Below are 15,355 nucleotides of genomic sequence, written 5' to 3'. Positions count from 1 at the left end.
CCCGGCCCCGCATCTGGAACCCCAGGTGCGGGGCCGGCCGCGTCCGCTACGCCGTACGGGTGGCCGTGGGCCGCGCGCCGGCAGCGGGTCCCGCGTCGGCGGCCGCCGCGGTGGCGTACGTGCGGCGCAGGAAGCGGCGCAGCACGGCGCTGTCGAACTGGAGCACGGCGACACCGTCGGGGGAGTGGAACTCGACCACGGCCTGGACCCGGCCGCAGGGCCAGACCCGCACGTCGCCCGTCCCGGTCGGCGCGAGCAGGCCGGCCTCCAGCAAGGCGCGCGGGAAGACCCACTCGTTGTCGGTGCCGTCGGGGGACAGCTCGGCGGGGAAGACGATCCTGACGGCCAGGGGCTCGGCGGTGGTGAACCGCAGGGCCACCGGGATCGCGCGGAAGAGGGGGTCGTCGCTGATCACGCGGGCGCTGACCCGCTCCTCGACGGCCGCTGAGGTGGCTGGTGGATTCTCGGCGGTGGCTGACATCGACCGGACTCCTTGAATCGGAACATGCGCGTCCGTTTGCCTGTCCAGCCTCGCACATTCCCACGAAACCGCACGTATGTATTTGTGCGGCGCCAGCTCTTGCCAATCGTTTGCAAGTAGCCACTACTCTTGAACGGTTAAACACTCATGTGAGGAAGAGGAAGCGGAGCCGCTCCATGCACGTGCCCGACGGATTCATCGACGCACCCGTCTCGGTGGCCGCAGGAGTGGCGGCCACCGCCGCTGTCGCGGTCAGCCTGCGCGGCGCCCGCCGCGAGCTCGACGAGCGCACCGCGCCCCTGGCCGGCCTCGTCGCCGCCTTCATCTTCGCCGTGCAGATGCTGAACTTCCCCGTCGCCGCCGGCACCAGCGGCCACCTCCTGGGCGGCGCGCTCGCCGCGATACTCGTCGGCCCCTACACCGGCGTGCTCTGCGTCTCCGTCGTCCTGCTGATGCAGGGCATCCTCTTCGCCGACGGAGGCCTCACCGCGCTCGGCGTCAACATCCTGAACATGGCCGTGGTGACCGTCCTCGTCTCCTACGCCGTCTTCCGCGTCCTGCTGAAGTTCCTGCCCTCCGGCCGGCGCTCGGTGACCGTCGCCGCCTTCGCCGGAGCCCTGCTCTCGGTGCCCGGCGCGGCGTTCATGTTCACCCTGCTCTACGCCCTCGGTGGCACCACCGACGTCCCGATCGGCAAGGTGTTCACCGCCATGGTCGGCGTCCACGTGCTCATCGGCATCGGCGAAGCCCTGATCACCGCCGCCACCGTCGGCGCCGTGATCGCCGTTCGGCCCGACCTGGTCCACGGCGCGCACGGACTGGCCACCCCGCTGAAGCTGCGCGTCGGCGGCGAGCTCGTCGACGCCCCCGCCGCGGCCCCCGTCCCGGCCGCCGCCCGCTCCACCCGCGCGCTGTGGCTGACCGGCCTGGCCACCGCCCTCGTGCTCGCCGGCTTCGTCTCCTTCTACGCCTCCACCAGCCCGGACGGGCTGGAGAAGGTCGCCGCCGACAAGGGCATCGACAGCAAGGTGCAGGAACACGCCGCCGCCGACTCCCCGCTCGCCGACTACAGCGTCAAGGACGTCGACGACGCCCGCCTGTCGGGCGGCCTCGCCGGCGCCATCGGCGTCGGCGCGACCGTCGCCGTCGGCAGCGGCGTCTTCTGGGCCGTACGCCGCCGCCGCGCCCAGGACCCGACCGCGTCCTCCACGGCCGCCCCCTCGGCGGGCTGACGTGGGAGCGGGCCACGCGCACAAGCTCTACCGGCACGGGCACTCGCCCGTGCACGAGCTGCCGCCGCACTGCAAGATCGCCGCGACCGCCGGCTTCGTCATCGTCGTCGTGTCGACACCGCGCGAGGCGATGTGGGCCTTCGGCCTCTACGCCGCCCTCGTGGCCGCCGTCGCCGCGGCGGCCCGGATCCCCGCCGGGCTCCTGCTGCGGCGGCTGCTGATCGAGGTGCCGTTCGTCCTGTTCGCCGTGCTCATGCCCTTCGTGTCGCAGGGCGAGCGGGTGGACGTCCTCGGCATGTCGCTGAGCGTCTCCGGACTGTGGGGCGCCTGGAACGTGCTCGCCAAGGGCACCCTGGGGGTCGCCGCCTCCGTGCTCCTCGCCTCGACCACCGAACTGCGGGCGCTGCTGCTGGGCCTCCAGCGCCTCAAGCTGCCGCCGCTGCTCGTGCAGATCGCCTCCTTCATGATCCGGTACGGCGACGTCATCACCGACGAGCTGCGCCGGATGTCCATCGCCCGGCGCTCCCGCGGCTTCGAGGCGCGCGGGATCCAGCACTGGGGGGTGCTCGCCAAGACCGCCGGCGCCCTCTTCATCCGCTCCTACGAGCGCGGCGAGCGGGTCTACCTCGCGATGGTCAGCCGCGGCTACGCCGGTTCCATGCCGGTGATCGACGACGTCACGGCCACCCGCGCCCAGTGGGCGTACTCGGCCGTGCTCCCGGTGACGGCGCTCGCCGTCTGTCTGATGGGATGGACGCTGTGACCGCTCCCTCCGCCTCTGATGCATCCACCGCCTCCGGTGACGTTAGCCCCGCGCCCTCGCTGGAGGTGTCCGGCGTCGCCTACGCCTACCCGGACGGGCACCAGGCCCTCTTCGGCGTCGACCTCACCGTCGGGCGCGGCGAACGCGTCGCCCTGCTCGGACCCAACGGCGCGGGGAAGACCACCCTCGTCCTGCACCTCAACGGCATCCTGGGCGGCGGGGTCGGCACCGTCACCGTGGCCGGGCTGCCCGTGGAGAAGCGCCACCTCGCCGAGATCCGGCGGCGGGTCGGAATCGTCTTCCAGGACCCCGACGACCAGCTGTTCATGCCGACCGTGCGCGAGGACGTCGCCTTCGGCCCGGCGGCCGCCGGCCTGCGCGGGGCCGAGCTGGAGGCACGGGTCCGCGAGGCCCTCGAACAGGTCGGCATGGCCGGCTTCGCCGACCGCCCGCCGCACCACCTGTCCTTCGGGCAGCGGCGCCGGGTGGCCGTGGCGACCGTACTGGCGATGCGGCCGGAGATCCTCGTCCTGGACGAACCCTCCTCCAACCTCGACCCCGCCTCGCGGCGCGAGCTGGCCGACATCCTGCGCGCACTGGACGTCACCGTGCTGATGGTGACGCACGACCTGCCCTACGCCCTGGAGCTCTGCCCGCGCTCGGTGATCCTCAGCGAGGGGGTCATCGCCGCCGACGGACGCACCCGGGACCTGCTGTGCGACGAGGAGCTGATGGGCGCGCACCGGCTGGAGCTGCCGTTCGGCTTCGACCCGCGCTCGGTGGCCGCGGCGTAGTCCCGGCGCGCGGCCCGGGTGCGCTCCCGGACCGCCCGGGACCGCCCGGTGCGGCGGGGGCGCGGCATAAGCGCAGGTCCTCGGTTGTTGGTGTGCTCGTGAACATCCAGGGTGTGGTGACCGAGGGCTTCGAGCCCGTACGAGAGGCCTTCGCGCGCAACTTCGAGGTGCTCGGGGACCGGGGCGCGGCCGTGGCCGTGTACCGCGACGGCCGCAAGGTCGTCGACCTGTGGGGCGGCACGAAGGACGCGAACGGCACCGAGCCCTGGACCGAGGACACCGCGACCATCGTGCGCTCCGCGACCAAGGGCGTGGCGGCGGCCGTACCGCTGCTGCTGCACCAGCGCGGGCTGCTGGACCTGGACGCTCCCGTGAGCGCGTACTGGCCGGAGTTCAAGGCGGGCGGCAAGGAGCGCGCCCTGGTGCGCCACCTGCTCGCGCACCAGGCCGGCGTTCCGGCGCTGGACCGCGGCCTGACGACGGCGGAGGCGGCGGACGGCGTGTCCGGGGCGCGGGCGGTCGCCGCGCAGCAGGCGTTCTGGGAGCCGGGCCGTGCGCACGGGTACCACGCGCAGACCTTCAGCTGGCTGGTGTCCGAGCTGGTGCTGCGGGCCACCGGGCGCACCGTCGGCGGGATCCTGGCCGAGGAGATGGCCGAGCCGCTGGGGCTGGACTTCTGGATCGGGCTGCCGGAGGGCGAGGCGCGCCGGGTGGGCCGGGTGGCGCCCGTCGAGCCGCCGCCGAGTGCGGGACTGCTGAGGACGCGGCCGAGGAGAAACGTTTCTGAGGCGTACGCCGACCCCGAGTCCCTCACCCGCCGCGCCTTCGCCGCCATCGACCCCCAGCCGGACGAGAACGACCCCGTCTACCAGGCGGCGGAGCTGCCGGGCTCGGCCGGCATCGGCACCGCGCGCGCCCTGGCCCGCTTCTACGCCGCGACCATCGGGGTGGTGGAGGACGGGGCCCGGATCTTCACCCCGGCGACCACCGCGCTGGCCGGCACCGAGTTCGCGGCGGGGCCCGACCGGGTGCTGGTCGTGGGCACCCGGTTCGGCCCGGGCTACATGCTGCACGGGCCTTCGTCCCCGCTGCTGTCCCCGGCCTCCTTCGGCCACCCGGGCCGCGGCGGCTCGCTGGCCTTCGCGGACCCGGAGGCGGGCATCGGCTTCGGCTACGTCACCAACGCGCACGCCAAGTCGGTCACCGCCGACCCGCGTGCGCAGGCGCTGGTGCGGGCGCTGCGCTCCTGCCTTTAGCGATGTGTCGCTTCAGCTCTTTTCGTCGGGTGTCGCCGTCAGCTCCGCTCGCGCACGTCGGCCAGTTGGGCGGCGGCGTGCGTGACGAGTTCGCGCGGGGGCATCGGGAACACGGTGTGCGGGGTGCCGGCGGCCGCCCAGACGACGTCGTGCCGCAGGAGGGACCGGTCCGCGAGGACGCGGGTGCGGGTGCGGTGGCCGAAGGGCGGGACGCCGCCGATGGCGTAGCCGGTGGTCTCGCGGACGACCGCCGCGTCCGCGCGGGTGACTTCCGAGGCGTCGAGTTGACGCCGTACCGCCTCGACGTCGACGCGCGAGGCCCCGTCCATGAGGACCAGGACCGGGACGCCGTCCGCCGCGAAGATCAGTGACTTCACGATCTGGCTGAGCTCACAGCCGATCGCGGCGGCGGCGTCGGCGGCCGTCCGGGTGCCTTCGGGGAAGGTGCGGATGGCGAGGTCGAGGCCCAGGTCGGCGAGGGCCTGGGCGAAGAGAGGGTGCGGGGTGCTCGTCGTCATGCCGGGACGCTAGCGCCGCGCGCGGCCGGGGGCGAGGCGTTTTGTCCCCCGCAGCTGTCCCTGGCCTCTGGCCTCGGCCCCAACGCCCGGCCTTGGCCCCTGGCTCTGGCCTCGGCCTCCGGCCCGCCCCGTCCCCGGCCTCTGGCCTTGGCCCCGGCCCCTTGCCGCCAACCCCCGGCCCGCCCCGGCGGCCCCGGGTCAGGAGGCGTTGAGGACCGCGGCGACGACGGGGCCCGCCGCGTCGGCGCCGTGGCCGCCGCCCTCGACCATGGCCGCCGCCGCCACGTCGCCGCTGAAGCCCGTGAACCAGCTGTCCGGGGCCGCCGCGCCGTCGACCTCCGCCGAACCGGTCTTCGCGCCCTTGTCGGAGCCGCCGACCGCCGCCATCGCCTTGGCCGCCGTGCCGCTCGTCGCCGTCTGCCGCATCATCCGCACCAGCTGCGCCGACACCCCCGGTGCCAGCGACCGGGGGGCCGTCGCCAGGGTGCGGCCGTCCAGCGAGGCCTTGACCAGCACCGGCTGGCGGAACGTCCCGGTGCGGGCGGTCGCCGTGACCGAGGCCATGTTCAGCGGGTTCATCAGGATCGGGCCCTGGCCGATGTACTCGGCGGCGGCGGCCGAACCCGAGGTCACCGGGACGGCGCCGTCCTGCGAGGGGATGCCCGTCTTCCAGTCCAGCCCGATGCCGAAGGCCTCCTTGGCCACCCGCGGCAGCGCGCCGTTGTCCTTCACGTCGTCGATCAGGCTGATGAAGGCCGTGTTGCAGGACCTGGCGAAGCTGGTCGAGAAGGGCTGGCCCTGAAGGGAGAAGCCGCCCTGGTTGCGGAAGGCCTTGCCGTCCCACGTGGCGCTCGGCGGGCACGCCGCCGGCCGGTCGGCCGCCACGAGCCCCTTCTCCAGCAGCATCGCCGCCGTCACGATCTTCATCGTCGAGCCGGGCGCCCGCCGCCCCAGCATCGCCGCGTTGAAGCCGTCCTGGCGGTGGTTGGCCACCGCCAGGATGTCGCCGGTGCTCGGCTGGACCGCGACGACCGAGGCCTCGGCGTACTGCGCCACCGCCTTCTCCGCCGCCGCCTGCACATCGGCGTCGAGCACGGTCCGCAGCTGCCCGGGCGTGCCCTCGACCAGGGTTGCCAGGGTCCGCTTGGGGGCGTCGGCGGTGGCCGGTTCGATCCACACCTCGACGCCGGGGGTACCGCCCGCCTTCTCCCCGTACGTCTTGCGCAGCGCATCCAGCACCGGCCGCAGCGACGGGTACTGCTCGGGCGCCAGCTCCTTGCCGTGCCGGTCGACGGCCTTGAGGGGCGGGCTGGCCGGGGTGCCCGCGCGCAGCCGCTCGTCCTTCTGGAGCTGCGGGTGGACCACCGAGGGCTGCCAGTCCACGAGCGGCTTGCCGCTGCCGGCGCCGCGCACGACGGTGAGGCGCGAGTCGTACGCGAAGGTCTTGGGCGTTCCCGCGTGGGTGATCTCGGCCTCGACCTTGAACGGCACGCCGGTGCCGTCCGGGGTGCCGGGCGTGATGACGGCCTTGGAGACCAGCGCCTTGGACCGGAAATCGGCGAGCGCGGGCTGCGCGGCCTGCGCGTTGTTCGTCAGGTCGGCCGCCGCGCGGGCGTCGCCGGCGGCCCACGCGGCCAGGAAGGCCTTCGCGACCTGGGCCGTCTCCTGCTCGGTGACCGGCCCGGCCGCCCGCTGCGAGGTCACCGCGCCGGTGCCCGCGGCCCCGTTCCCGCCCGCGCCCGAGCGGCCTTCGCCGCTGTCACCCACGAGGGTGACCACCCCGTACGCCGCCCCGCCGGCCATCGCCAGGAACACCCCGCCGACGATGGCACCCTTCGCCGCCCCGTTCATTACGTCCCCTCCCCAGGAGCCACAGCCCTCTGAACGTGTTCAAAGAGTCTGAGCGGCCCACCTTACGCGCGGGTAAGGGGTCAGATCCACGTATCCAGCCACATCCGGCCACGCCACGAGTCCATGGGCAGGGTCTCACCGGTGTAGATCGGCCAGAAATAGATGAAGTTCCAGACGATCAGGAGCACCAGCACCCCCGCCCCGATCGCCCCCAGGGTCCGCCGCCGCTCCGAGGAGCCCGACGGCCCCAGCAGGGCGCCGATCATCATCGCCACCGCCAGGCACAGGTAGGGGACGAAGACCACCGCGTAGAAGTAGAAGATGGTCCGCTCCTGGTAGTTGAACCAGGGCAGCAGGCCCGCGGCCAGCGCGCACGCGATCGCGCCGGCCCGCCAGTCGCGCCGGAAGAACCAGCGCCACAGCACGTACGCCAGGGCGAAGCAGCCCGTCCACCACAGCAGCGGCGTGCCCAGCGCCAGCACCTCGCGGGCGCACTTGCCGGCCTCGGTCGCCGGGCAGCCGTCCGTGCCGGGCGCGGGGGACTCGTAGAAGTAGGAGACGGGCCGGCCCAGGACCAGCCAGCTCCACGGGTTGGACTGGTAGGTGTGGCCCGAGGTCAGGCCCACGTGGAACTTGTAGACCTCCGTCTCGTAGTGCCACAGGCTGCGCAGCCACTCCGGGAGGAAGGACAGCGCGCTGTGCTGGTCGTTCTTGGCGGCCCAGTCGCGGAAGTAGCCGCCCCTGCCGTCGTCCGGGCTCAGGATCCAGCCGAGCCACGAGCCCAGGTAGACGGCGATCGCCACCGGCACCGTCGACAGGAAGCCGGGCAGCGCGTCCCGGCGCAGCATCGCCGCGTACGGGGTGCCCGCGCCGGCGGTGCGGCGCGCGGCCGCGTCCCACAGCACGGTGAGGACCCCGAAGAAGGCCAGCACGACCAGGCCGTTCCACTTGGTGCCGAAGGCCAGGCCCAGGCAGACGCCGGCCAGCAGCCGGTACGGGCGCCAGCCCAGCCGCAGGGTCTCCGCGACGGCCGAGTCCGGGCGGGTGCGGCCCTCCTCGTCGACCGGGAGCGCCGCCGCGAGCCGGGCCCGCGCCCGGTCGCGGTCGACGAGCAGCGCCCCGAAGGCGGCCAGCACGAAGAACATCAGCACCAGGTCGAGCAGCGCGGTGCGGCTCATCACCAGGTGCAGGCCGTCGACCGCGAGGAGCGCGCCGGCCAGGCAGCCGAGGAAGGTGGAGCGGAAGAGGCGGCGGCCGATGCGGCAGAGCATCAGCACGGACAGGGTGCCGAGCAGCGCCGTCATGAAGCGCCAGCCGAACGGGTCGAAGCCGAACATCCACTCGCCGAGCCCGATCACCCATTTGCCGACCGGCGGGTGCACGACGTAGCCGGGATCGGTCGGCAGCGGCACCGCGTCGGGGTTGGCGAGGATCGACTTGTCGACATCCTTGGGCCAGCTGGCCTCGTAGCCCTGCCGGATCGTGGCCCAGGCGTCCTTGGCGTAGTACGTCTCGTCGAATATCACCGCCTTCGGGCTGCCCAGGTGGGTGAACCGCAGCACACCCGCGACGAGCGCCACCAGCAGCGGCCCCGCCCACGCCATGACCCGCTCCCAGGTCTGCCGGCTCGCCTCCGGGATCCCGAGCGCCGCCCAGAGCTGGGCGGACGGCCGGGCGTACGGGGGTACGAGGCGGGTACGGAGGTCGGCCGCCGGTGCGGCGGGCACGTAGCCGAACCCCCGCAGGCGGCGCAGCCACACGGGCGGCTCGTGCTCGGAGCCGCGTCCGCCCGGCGGGACGGGCGGGGCCCCCGCGGGGCTGGGCGGCGGCGTCGCGGTACTGGTCACCGGGTCATCGTAGGGAACGCCCCTGTGCGAGCCCCAGCCCCCACGAGCCCCAATGAGAGGATGAGGCGGTGACAGCAGACCAGCCCCGCGGCGCGCAATCCCCCTCCTCCCACGGCGTACTCGTCCTCGCCGGGACCCCGATCGGCGACCTCGCCGACGCCCCGCCCCGGCTCGCCGCCGAGCTGGAGCGGGCCGATGTGATCGCCGCCGAGGACACCCGGCGGCTGCGCCGGCTCACCCAGGGGCTCGGCGTGCACACCACCGGGCGGGTCCTGTCGTACTTCGAGGGCAACGAGTCCGCCCGCACCCCCGAGCTGGTCGAGGCCCTGGAGTCGGGCCGGCGGGTGCTGCTGGTCACCGACGCCGGGATGCCCTCGGTCTCCGACCCCGGCTACCGCCTGGTCGCCGCCGCCGTCGAGAAGGACATCAAGGTCACGGCCGTGCCCGGGCCCTCCGCCGTCCTCACCGCGCTCGCGCTCTCCGGGCTCCCTGTGGACCGCTTCTGCTTCGAGGGGTTCCTGCCGCGCAAGGCGGGCGAGCGCCTCGGCCGGCTCCGCGAGGTGGAGGGCGAGCGGCGCACGCTCGTCTACTTCGAGGCCCCGCACCGGCTCGACGACACCCTCGCGGCGATGGCCGAGGTGTTCGGCGCCGACCGGCGGGCCGCCGTGTGCCGCGAACTCACCAAGACGTACGAGGAGGTCAAGCGCGGCGGGCTGGGCGCGCTGGCCGAGTGGGCCGCCGAGGGCGTCCGCGGCGAGATCACGATCGTGGTCGAGGGCGCCCCGGCCGCCGGGCCCGCCGACCTGGACGACGAGGAGCTGGTGCGCAGGGTGCGGGTGCGCGAGGAGGCGGGCGAGCGGCGCAAGGAGGCCATCGCGGCGGTCGCGGCCGAGGCCGGCGTACCCAAGCGCGAGGTCTTCGACGCGGTGGTCGCGGCAAAGAATGCGGCACAGAAGATGCCGTAAGTCGGTAAAGGGATAACCTGAAAAGCAAAGCTCAGACCGCGCACCGGCCGCTTTGAGACATGACTGGCCCAAAGACCGTCCAACACTGGACAGGGCCTGATGCGCTCCCGCCCGAAGAGGCGTCCACTGGCAATGGCACCAGTGGAACAAGAGGAGCTGGCATGAGTGAGATCGCAGACACCCCGGTACCCGTCCCCGCCGCAGGTCCTGCCGCCGTTACCGCCCCCGACGTGCAGATCGTGCACGAGGCCTACTCCTTCGCGTGCATGAAGTGCGGGTACGGATGGGAGCAGTCCTACGCGATCGAGCACCACACCGACGGCCAGGGCCAGCCGTTCATCATGTACACGGTGAACCGCGAGCGGGTGCCCTCCCCGCTGTCGAACCCGACCTGCCTGAACTGCGACGGACACGTCGTACGGATCATGCGGGCCGGCCAGGTCTCCCAGGTGAACGCGACCATCGACCGGCTCTACCACCACCGCATAGCCCCCGGGATCGCCGGGCCCGTGCCGGCCGGCGAGAACCCCCCGCGCCCGCCGAAGCCGCGCAGGCCCTCGCACGACTCCCCGGGACCCGTCGCGGTCAACGAGCCCGGCAGGCGCCGCGGCCTGCTCTCCCGACTCCTGGGGCGGCTGCGCCGGTCATAAGATCGGCCCATGAGCCCCAGCCCTTCCTCCGCCGCCAAGGACGCCCCGCCCCCGCTGCCCGAACCCCTGCGGGTGGCGGTGGCGGACTCGCACACCCATCTCGACATGCAGTCCGGCACCGTCGAGGAGGGTCTCGCGAAGGCCGCCTCGGTGGGTGTGGCCACCGTCGTGCAGGTGGGCTGCGACGTGAAGGGCTCGCGCTGGGCCGCCGAGACCGCGGCGGCCCACGCCAACGTCCACGCGGCGGTGGCCCTGCACCCGAACGAGGCGCCCCGCATCGTCCTCGGCGACCCGGACGGCTGGTCGCGCCAGGGCGCCCGCGCGGGTGGCGGTGAGGGCGCCCTGGACGAGGCGCTCGCCGAGATCGAGGCGCTGGCCGCACTCGACCACGTCAAGGCGGTCGGGGAGACCGGGCTGGACTACTTCCGGACCGGGCCCGAGGGCATGGCCGCGCAGGAGCGTTCCTTCCGCGCCCACATCGAGATCGCCAAGCGCCAGGGCAAGGCCCTGGTCATCCACGACCGCGACGCCCACGCGGACGTGCTGCGCGTCCTGCGCGAGGAGGGCGCGCCCGAGCGGACGGTCTTCCACTGCTACTCCGGGGACGCGGAGATGGCCCGGGAGTGCGCGGCCGCCGGGTACTACATGTCCTTCGCCGGCACCGTCACCTTCAAGAACGCGGCGCCGCTGCGCGAGGCCCTGGCCGTGGCCCCGCTGGAACTGGTGCTGGTGGAGACGGACGCCCCCTACCTCACCCCGGCGCCCTACCGGGGGCGCCCCAACGCGCCGTACCTGATCCCGCTGACGGTGCGGGCGATGGCGGCGGTCCGCGGCATCGACGAGGACGCCATGGCCACGGCCCTCGCGGCGAACACGGCCCGCGCCTTCGACTACTGACCGGCCGGCCGCGGGCGCTCCCCGCGCCGGGCGCGCCGCTCGCGTGCCGCGCACGCGGCAGTGCCGACATGGGGATACGGAGACATGCCGTCATGGCGATGTGCCGACATTTCGGTACGGCCGTGGCGACACCTTCGGCACATCCGTTCGTTCGACACACTGGGTAGTCGAACGGCTTTGGTGCGTGACGGCCGCTCCCGTTAGGGTGCCGTGCCCGAACCAGCCGGGCCGGACCAGTGGAGCGAGCGACGTGAGCGATACGCAGGGCAGTCACCGCCGTGTCTCCTGGCCGGAGGCCGAGCCGGACGCGGGCCCGGTGCCGGGCCGGGACCCCGGCACGGGCCCCGACTCCGGCGTCCCCGCCCCCCGTGCCGAGGGCCGGCGGGCCGCACGCCGCCGCGCGGCCGGAGCGGTGCGCACCGATCCGGCCCCGGCCGCCGCCGGCCAGAGCAGCGCCGGCCAGAGCAGCGCCGGCAAGGGCAGCGCCGGCCAGGGCACCGGCAGGCGGCGCGCCGGCGCGGGCCCCGCCGGCGCCGGCCCCGCCGCCCGGCCCGGCACGGACCCCGCCGCCACCCCACCCCCCGCACCGGCCCAGGCGCCCGCCCGGCGGCCCGGCGGAGGCGGAGGCGGACGCCGCCGGGCCGCGGCCCCGGCCGACCCACCCCCACCCCCAGCCGCCGCCACCCCATCCCCGCCCGCCACCGCCCCCGCCGACGGCCGCCGCCCCACCGGCCGCCGCCGCGCCGCCCCCCGGCCCGACGCCGCCCCCGCCGTCCCCGACGGTGCGGCCCCCGCCGCCTCCACCGGCCTCGCCGCCCCCACCGGCCGCCGCCGCGCCGCCCCCCGGCCCGACGCCGCCCCCACCGTCCCCGACGGTGCGGCCCCCGCCGCCCCCACCGGCCGCCGCCGGGCCGCCCCCCGCCCCCCGGCCGACACCGGAACCGGAACGGGGGCCGCGCCCGGAACCGGGGCCGCGCCCGGAACCGGAGCCGCGACCGGAACCAGAAACGACACTGCAACCGCCCCCCGCACCTCCCCCCGCACCACCGCCGGCGACGGCCAAGGCGCCCCCCAACCCGCCCCCGGCCGGCGCCGCCGCCCCCGTACCGCCGCCGTACAGAGCGCCGTCGTCCGCGACGGCTGGCGGCGCCTCGTCCCCCAGGCCCTCGTCGTCGCCGTCCTCGCCGGCGGAACCACCGCCTTCGTCGCCGCCGACAAGTCCGTCCACCTCACCGTCGACGGCGAACCCCGCACCCTCCACACCTTCGCCGGCAGCGTCGAGGACCTCCTCGACGCCGAAGGCCTCGGCGTCGGCCCGCACGACCTCGTCGCCCCCGCCCGCGACTCCGCCCTGGAGGACGGCGAAGAGGTCGTCGTCCGCTACGGCCGCCCCCTGCGCCTCACCCTCGACGGCACCAGCCGCCAGATGTGGACCACCGCCCCCACCGTCGACGCCGCCCTGCGCCAGCTCGGCGTCCGCGTCGAGGGCGCCTTCCTCTCCGCCCCCCGCACCGCCACCGTCCCCCGCACCGGACTCACCCTCAGCGTGCGCACCGAACGCGGCGTCACCTTCATGGCCGACGGCCGCGAACGCACCATCCGCACCAACGCCGCCACCGTCCGGGAGGCCCTCGACCAGGCCGGCATCACCCTGCGCGGCGAGGACACCACCTCCGTCCCCCCGGACTCCTTCCCGCGCGACGGCCAGACCGTCACCGTCCTGCGCATCACCGGCACCCGCGAGGTCCGCGAGGAGCGCATCCCGTACGAGACCGAACGCGTCGAGGACGACACCCTGTTCGCCGGCACCGAGGTCGTCGAGCGCTCCGGGCACGCCGGCGCACGCCGGGTCACCTACGGGCTGCGCACCGTCAACGGGGTCCGCCAGCCCGCCCGCAAGATCGCCGAGGAGGTCGTCCGCGAGCCCGTCAGCCAGCTCGTCAAGGTCGGCACGAAGCCGCTGCCCACCTCCGTCGCCGGGGCCGACGGCCTCGACTGGGGCGCGCTCGCCCAGTGCGAGTCCGGCGGCCGGCCCACCGCCACCGACGCCTCGGGCACCTACGGCGGCCTCTACCAGTTCGACGTGACCACCTGGCAGGCCCTCGGCGGGAGCGGCCGCCCCCAGGACGCCCCGGCCGCCGAGCAGACGTTCCGCGCGAAGAAGCTCTACGTGCAGCGGGGGGCGAGTCCGTGGCCGCACTGCGGCCGTAGGCTTTACCGGTGAGCACCGCAGAGCAGCAGCAGCCCCACGGGACCCCCGGGACCCCTTCCGACGCCCTCCTGGGGCCGGCCGACATCCGAGAGCTGGCCGCCGCCCTCGGCGTGCGCCCGACGAAGCAGAAGGGCCAGAACTTCGTCATCGACGCCAACACGGTCCGCCGGATCGTGCGCACCGCCGAGGTCCGCCCCGACGACGTCGTCGTCGAGGTCGGCCCGGGCCTCGGCTCGCTGACGCTCGCCCTGCTGGAGGCCGCCGACCGGGTCGTCGCCGTCGAGATCGACGACATCCTGGCCGCCGCGCTGCCCGCCACCATCGAGGCGCGGATGCCGCGGAAGAAGGACCGTTTCGCGCTCGTCCACTCCGACGCCATGCTGGTGACCGAGCTGCCCGGCCCCGCGCCGACCGCGCTCGTCGCGAACCTGCCGTACAACGTGGCCGTGCCGGTGCTGCTGACCATGCTCGACCGCTTCCCCAGCATCGAGCGGACCCTCGTCATGGTCCAGGCGGAGGTCGCCGACCGGCTCGCCGCCCGCCCCGGCAACAAGGTGTACGGGGTCCCCTCCGTCAAGGCCAACTGGTACGCGGACGTCAAGCGCGCCGGGTCCATCGGCCGCAACGTCTTCTGGCCCGCCCCGAACGTCGACTCCGGACTGGTCTCGCTCGTCCGGCGCTCCGAGCCGATCAGGACCAGCGCATCCAAGGCCGAGGTCTTCGCGGTCGTCGACGCCGCGTTCGCACAGCGGCGCAAGGGCCTGCGCTCCGCCCTGGCCGGCTGGGCCGGCTCGGCCGCCGCCGCCGAGGCCGCGCTGACCGCCGCCGGGATCAACCCGCTGGCCCGCGGCGAGTCGCTGACGGTCGAGGAGTTCGCGGCGATCGCCGAGCACAAGCCCGCCGACGCGCAGAAGCCCGCGCTGTGAGCGCCGCGCCGCGCCGGGCGGTGACCGTACGGGTCCCCGCGAAGGTCAACGTGCAGCTGGCGGTGGGCGCGGCCCGCCCCGACGGCTTCCACGACCTGGCCAACGTCTTCCTGGCCGTCTCCCTGTACGACGAGGTGACCGCGACCGCGACCGACGGCGACGGGCCCACCGTCGGCTGCGAGGGCCCCGACAGCGACCAGGTGCCGCTGGACCGCACGAACCTCGCGGCGCGGGCCGCCGAGCTCCTCGCCGCCCGGGCCGGGCTCACCCCGGCCGTCCACCTGCACATCGCGAAGAACATCCCCGTCGCGGGCGGCATGGCCGGCGGCAGCGCGGACGGCGCGGCGGCGCTGCTGGCGTGCGACGCGCTGTGGGGGCTCGGCACCCCGCGCGAGGAGCTCCTGGAGATCTGCGCGGAGCTGGGCAGCGACGTCCCCTTCAGCCTGGTGGGCGGCGCGGCGCTCGGCACCGGGCGGGGGGAGCTGCTCACCCCGGTCGGGGCGGGCACCTTCCACTGGGTGTTCGCCGTGGCGCACGGCGGGCTGTCGACACCGGCGGTGTTCCGCGAGTTCGACCGGCTGACGGAGGGCACGGACGTACCCGTCCCGCAGGCCTCCCCGGAGCTGCTCGCCGCGCTGGCCTCGGGCGACCCCGACGCGCTGGCGGCGGTCCTGCCGCGGTCCAACGGGCTCCAGCCGGCGGCGCTGTCGCTGCGGCCGGAACTGGCGCGGACGCTGGAGGCGGGGGTCGGGGCCGGTGCCCTGGCCGGGCTGGTGTCCGGTTCCGGGCCCACGACGGCGTTCCTGGTGCGGGACGCCGAGGCCGCCGTCAAGGTCGCGGCGGAGCTGGAGGCCTCCGGCACCTGCCGGGCGACCCGGGTCACCGCCTCGCCGGCGCCGGGGGCCACGGTCCTGGCGTAGCCGGTCCCGTGCCGGGCGCGGGGGCGGGCGCCCGCGGCGCCGC

General features: G+C 74.9%; 14 protein-coding genes. 10 read left to right on the top strand and 4 right to left on the bottom strand.

What is annotated here, in order from left to right; translation table 11 throughout:
• Positions 1–46: 46 nt before the first annotated feature.
• The gene (locus AB0469_RS10105) at positions 47–481 is read right to left on the bottom strand and encodes an SsgA family sporulation/cell division regulator (RefSeq protein ID WP_366450859.1); all 435 of its coding nucleotides are present in this window, start codon (positions 479–481) and stop codon (positions 47–49) included.
• A 176-nt stretch (positions 482–657) separates the two neighbouring features.
• Between AB0469_RS10105 and AB0469_RS10100 the strand changes: the two genes are divergently transcribed.
• The 4 genes from AB0469_RS10100 (at position 658) to AB0469_RS10085 (ending at position 4,526) form a co-directional block, all read left to right on the top strand.
• Positions 658–1,713 carry an energy-coupling factor ABC transporter permease gene (locus tag AB0469_RS10100; RefSeq protein ID WP_366450858.1) on the top strand — a complete coding sequence of 352 codons (1,056 nt, stop codon included), beginning with the start codon at positions 658–660 and terminating at the stop codon, positions 1,711–1,713.
• A gap of 1 nt (position 1,714) precedes the next feature.
• Positions 1,715–2,476 (top strand): cobalt ECF transporter T component CbiQ, encoded by a 762-nt coding sequence (gene cbiQ, locus AB0469_RS10095; RefSeq protein ID WP_366450857.1) that lies wholly within the window; start codon positions 1,715–1,717, stop codon positions 2,474–2,476.
• The gene (locus AB0469_RS10090) at positions 2,473–3,270 is read left to right on the top strand and encodes an ABC transporter ATP-binding protein (RefSeq protein WP_366450856.1); all 798 of its coding nucleotides are present in this window, start codon (positions 2,473–2,475) and stop codon (positions 3,268–3,270) included. Before cbiQ ends, AB0469_RS10090 begins: the two co-directional genes overlap by 4 nt.
• A 98-nt stretch (positions 3,271–3,368) precedes the next feature.
• The gene (locus tag AB0469_RS10085) at positions 3,369–4,526 is read left to right on the top strand and encodes a serine hydrolase domain-containing protein (protein WP_366450855.1); all 1,158 of its coding nucleotides are present in this window, start codon (positions 3,369–3,371) and stop codon (positions 4,524–4,526) included.
• Between the two features lie 38 nt (positions 4,527–4,564).
• On the opposite strand, the gene AB0469_RS10080 is transcribed toward AB0469_RS10085, so the two are convergent.
• The 3 genes from AB0469_RS10080 to AB0469_RS10070 form a co-directional block, all read right to left on the bottom strand.
• On the bottom strand, positions 4,565–5,044 hold the full coding sequence (locus tag AB0469_RS10080) for a YbaK/EbsC family protein (protein ID WP_366450854.1): 480 nt from the start codon (positions 5,042–5,044) through the stop codon (positions 4,565–4,567).
• Positions 5,045–5,242: 198 nt separating this feature from the next.
• Entirely contained in the window at positions 5,243–6,895 is a 1,653-nt protein-coding gene (locus AB0469_RS10075) for a penicillin-binding transpeptidase domain-containing protein (protein WP_366450853.1), read from the bottom strand.
• Between the two features lie 80 nt (positions 6,896–6,975).
• Positions 6,976–8,655, bottom strand: a complete 1,680-nt coding sequence (locus AB0469_RS10070) for a phospholipid carrier-dependent glycosyltransferase (protein WP_366450998.1) — start codon at positions 8,653–8,655, stop codon at positions 6,976–6,978.
• Positions 8,656–8,810: 155 nt separating this feature from the next.
• Between AB0469_RS10070 and rsmI the strand changes: the two genes are divergently transcribed.
• The 6 genes from rsmI (at position 8,811) to AB0469_RS10040 (ending at position 15,312) form a co-directional block, all read left to right on the top strand.
• A complete protein-coding gene (gene rsmI / locus AB0469_RS10065) occupies positions 8,811–9,707 on the top strand; it encodes a 16S rRNA (cytidine(1402)-2'-O)-methyltransferase (protein ID WP_366450852.1) in 897 nt (298 codons plus the stop codon).
• 266 nt (positions 9,708–9,973) lie between these two features.
• Positions 9,974–10,357 carry a hypothetical protein gene (locus tag AB0469_RS10060; RefSeq protein WP_366450997.1) on the top strand — a complete coding sequence of 128 codons (384 nt, stop codon included), beginning with the start codon at positions 9,974–9,976 and terminating at the stop codon, positions 10,355–10,357.
• A 9-nt stretch (positions 10,358–10,366) separates the two neighbouring features.
• Positions 10,367–11,254, top strand: a complete 888-nt coding sequence (locus AB0469_RS10055; protein ID WP_366450851.1) for a TatD family hydrolase — start codon at positions 10,367–10,369, stop codon at positions 11,252–11,254.
• A gap of 250 nt (positions 11,255–11,504) precedes the next feature.
• A complete protein-coding gene (locus AB0469_RS10050; protein WP_366450850.1) occupies positions 11,505–13,478 on the top strand; it encodes a ubiquitin-like domain-containing protein in 1,974 nt (657 codons plus the stop codon).
• Complete coding sequence (gene rsmA, locus AB0469_RS10045) at positions 13,475–14,392, top strand: 16S rRNA (adenine(1518)-N(6)/adenine(1519)-N(6))-dimethyltransferase RsmA (RefSeq protein WP_366450849.1); 918 nt, start codon at positions 13,475–13,477, stop codon at positions 14,390–14,392. Before AB0469_RS10050 ends, rsmA begins: the two co-directional genes overlap by 4 nt.
• Positions 14,389–15,312, top strand: a complete 924-nt coding sequence (locus AB0469_RS10040; RefSeq protein ID WP_366450848.1) for a 4-(cytidine 5'-diphospho)-2-C-methyl-D-erythritol kinase — start codon at positions 14,389–14,391, stop codon at positions 15,310–15,312. Before rsmA ends, AB0469_RS10040 begins: the two co-directional genes overlap by 4 nt.
• The last annotated feature ends 43 nt before the right edge of the window (positions 15,313–15,355 follow it).

Origin of the sequence: Streptomyces sp. NPDC093801, assembly GCF_040701585.1 — a bacterium.
Classification (GTDB): Bacteria; Actinomycetota; Actinomycetes; order Streptomycetales; family Streptomycetaceae; genus Streptomyces.
This window is presented reverse-complemented; position numbering and strand designations above follow the sequence as displayed.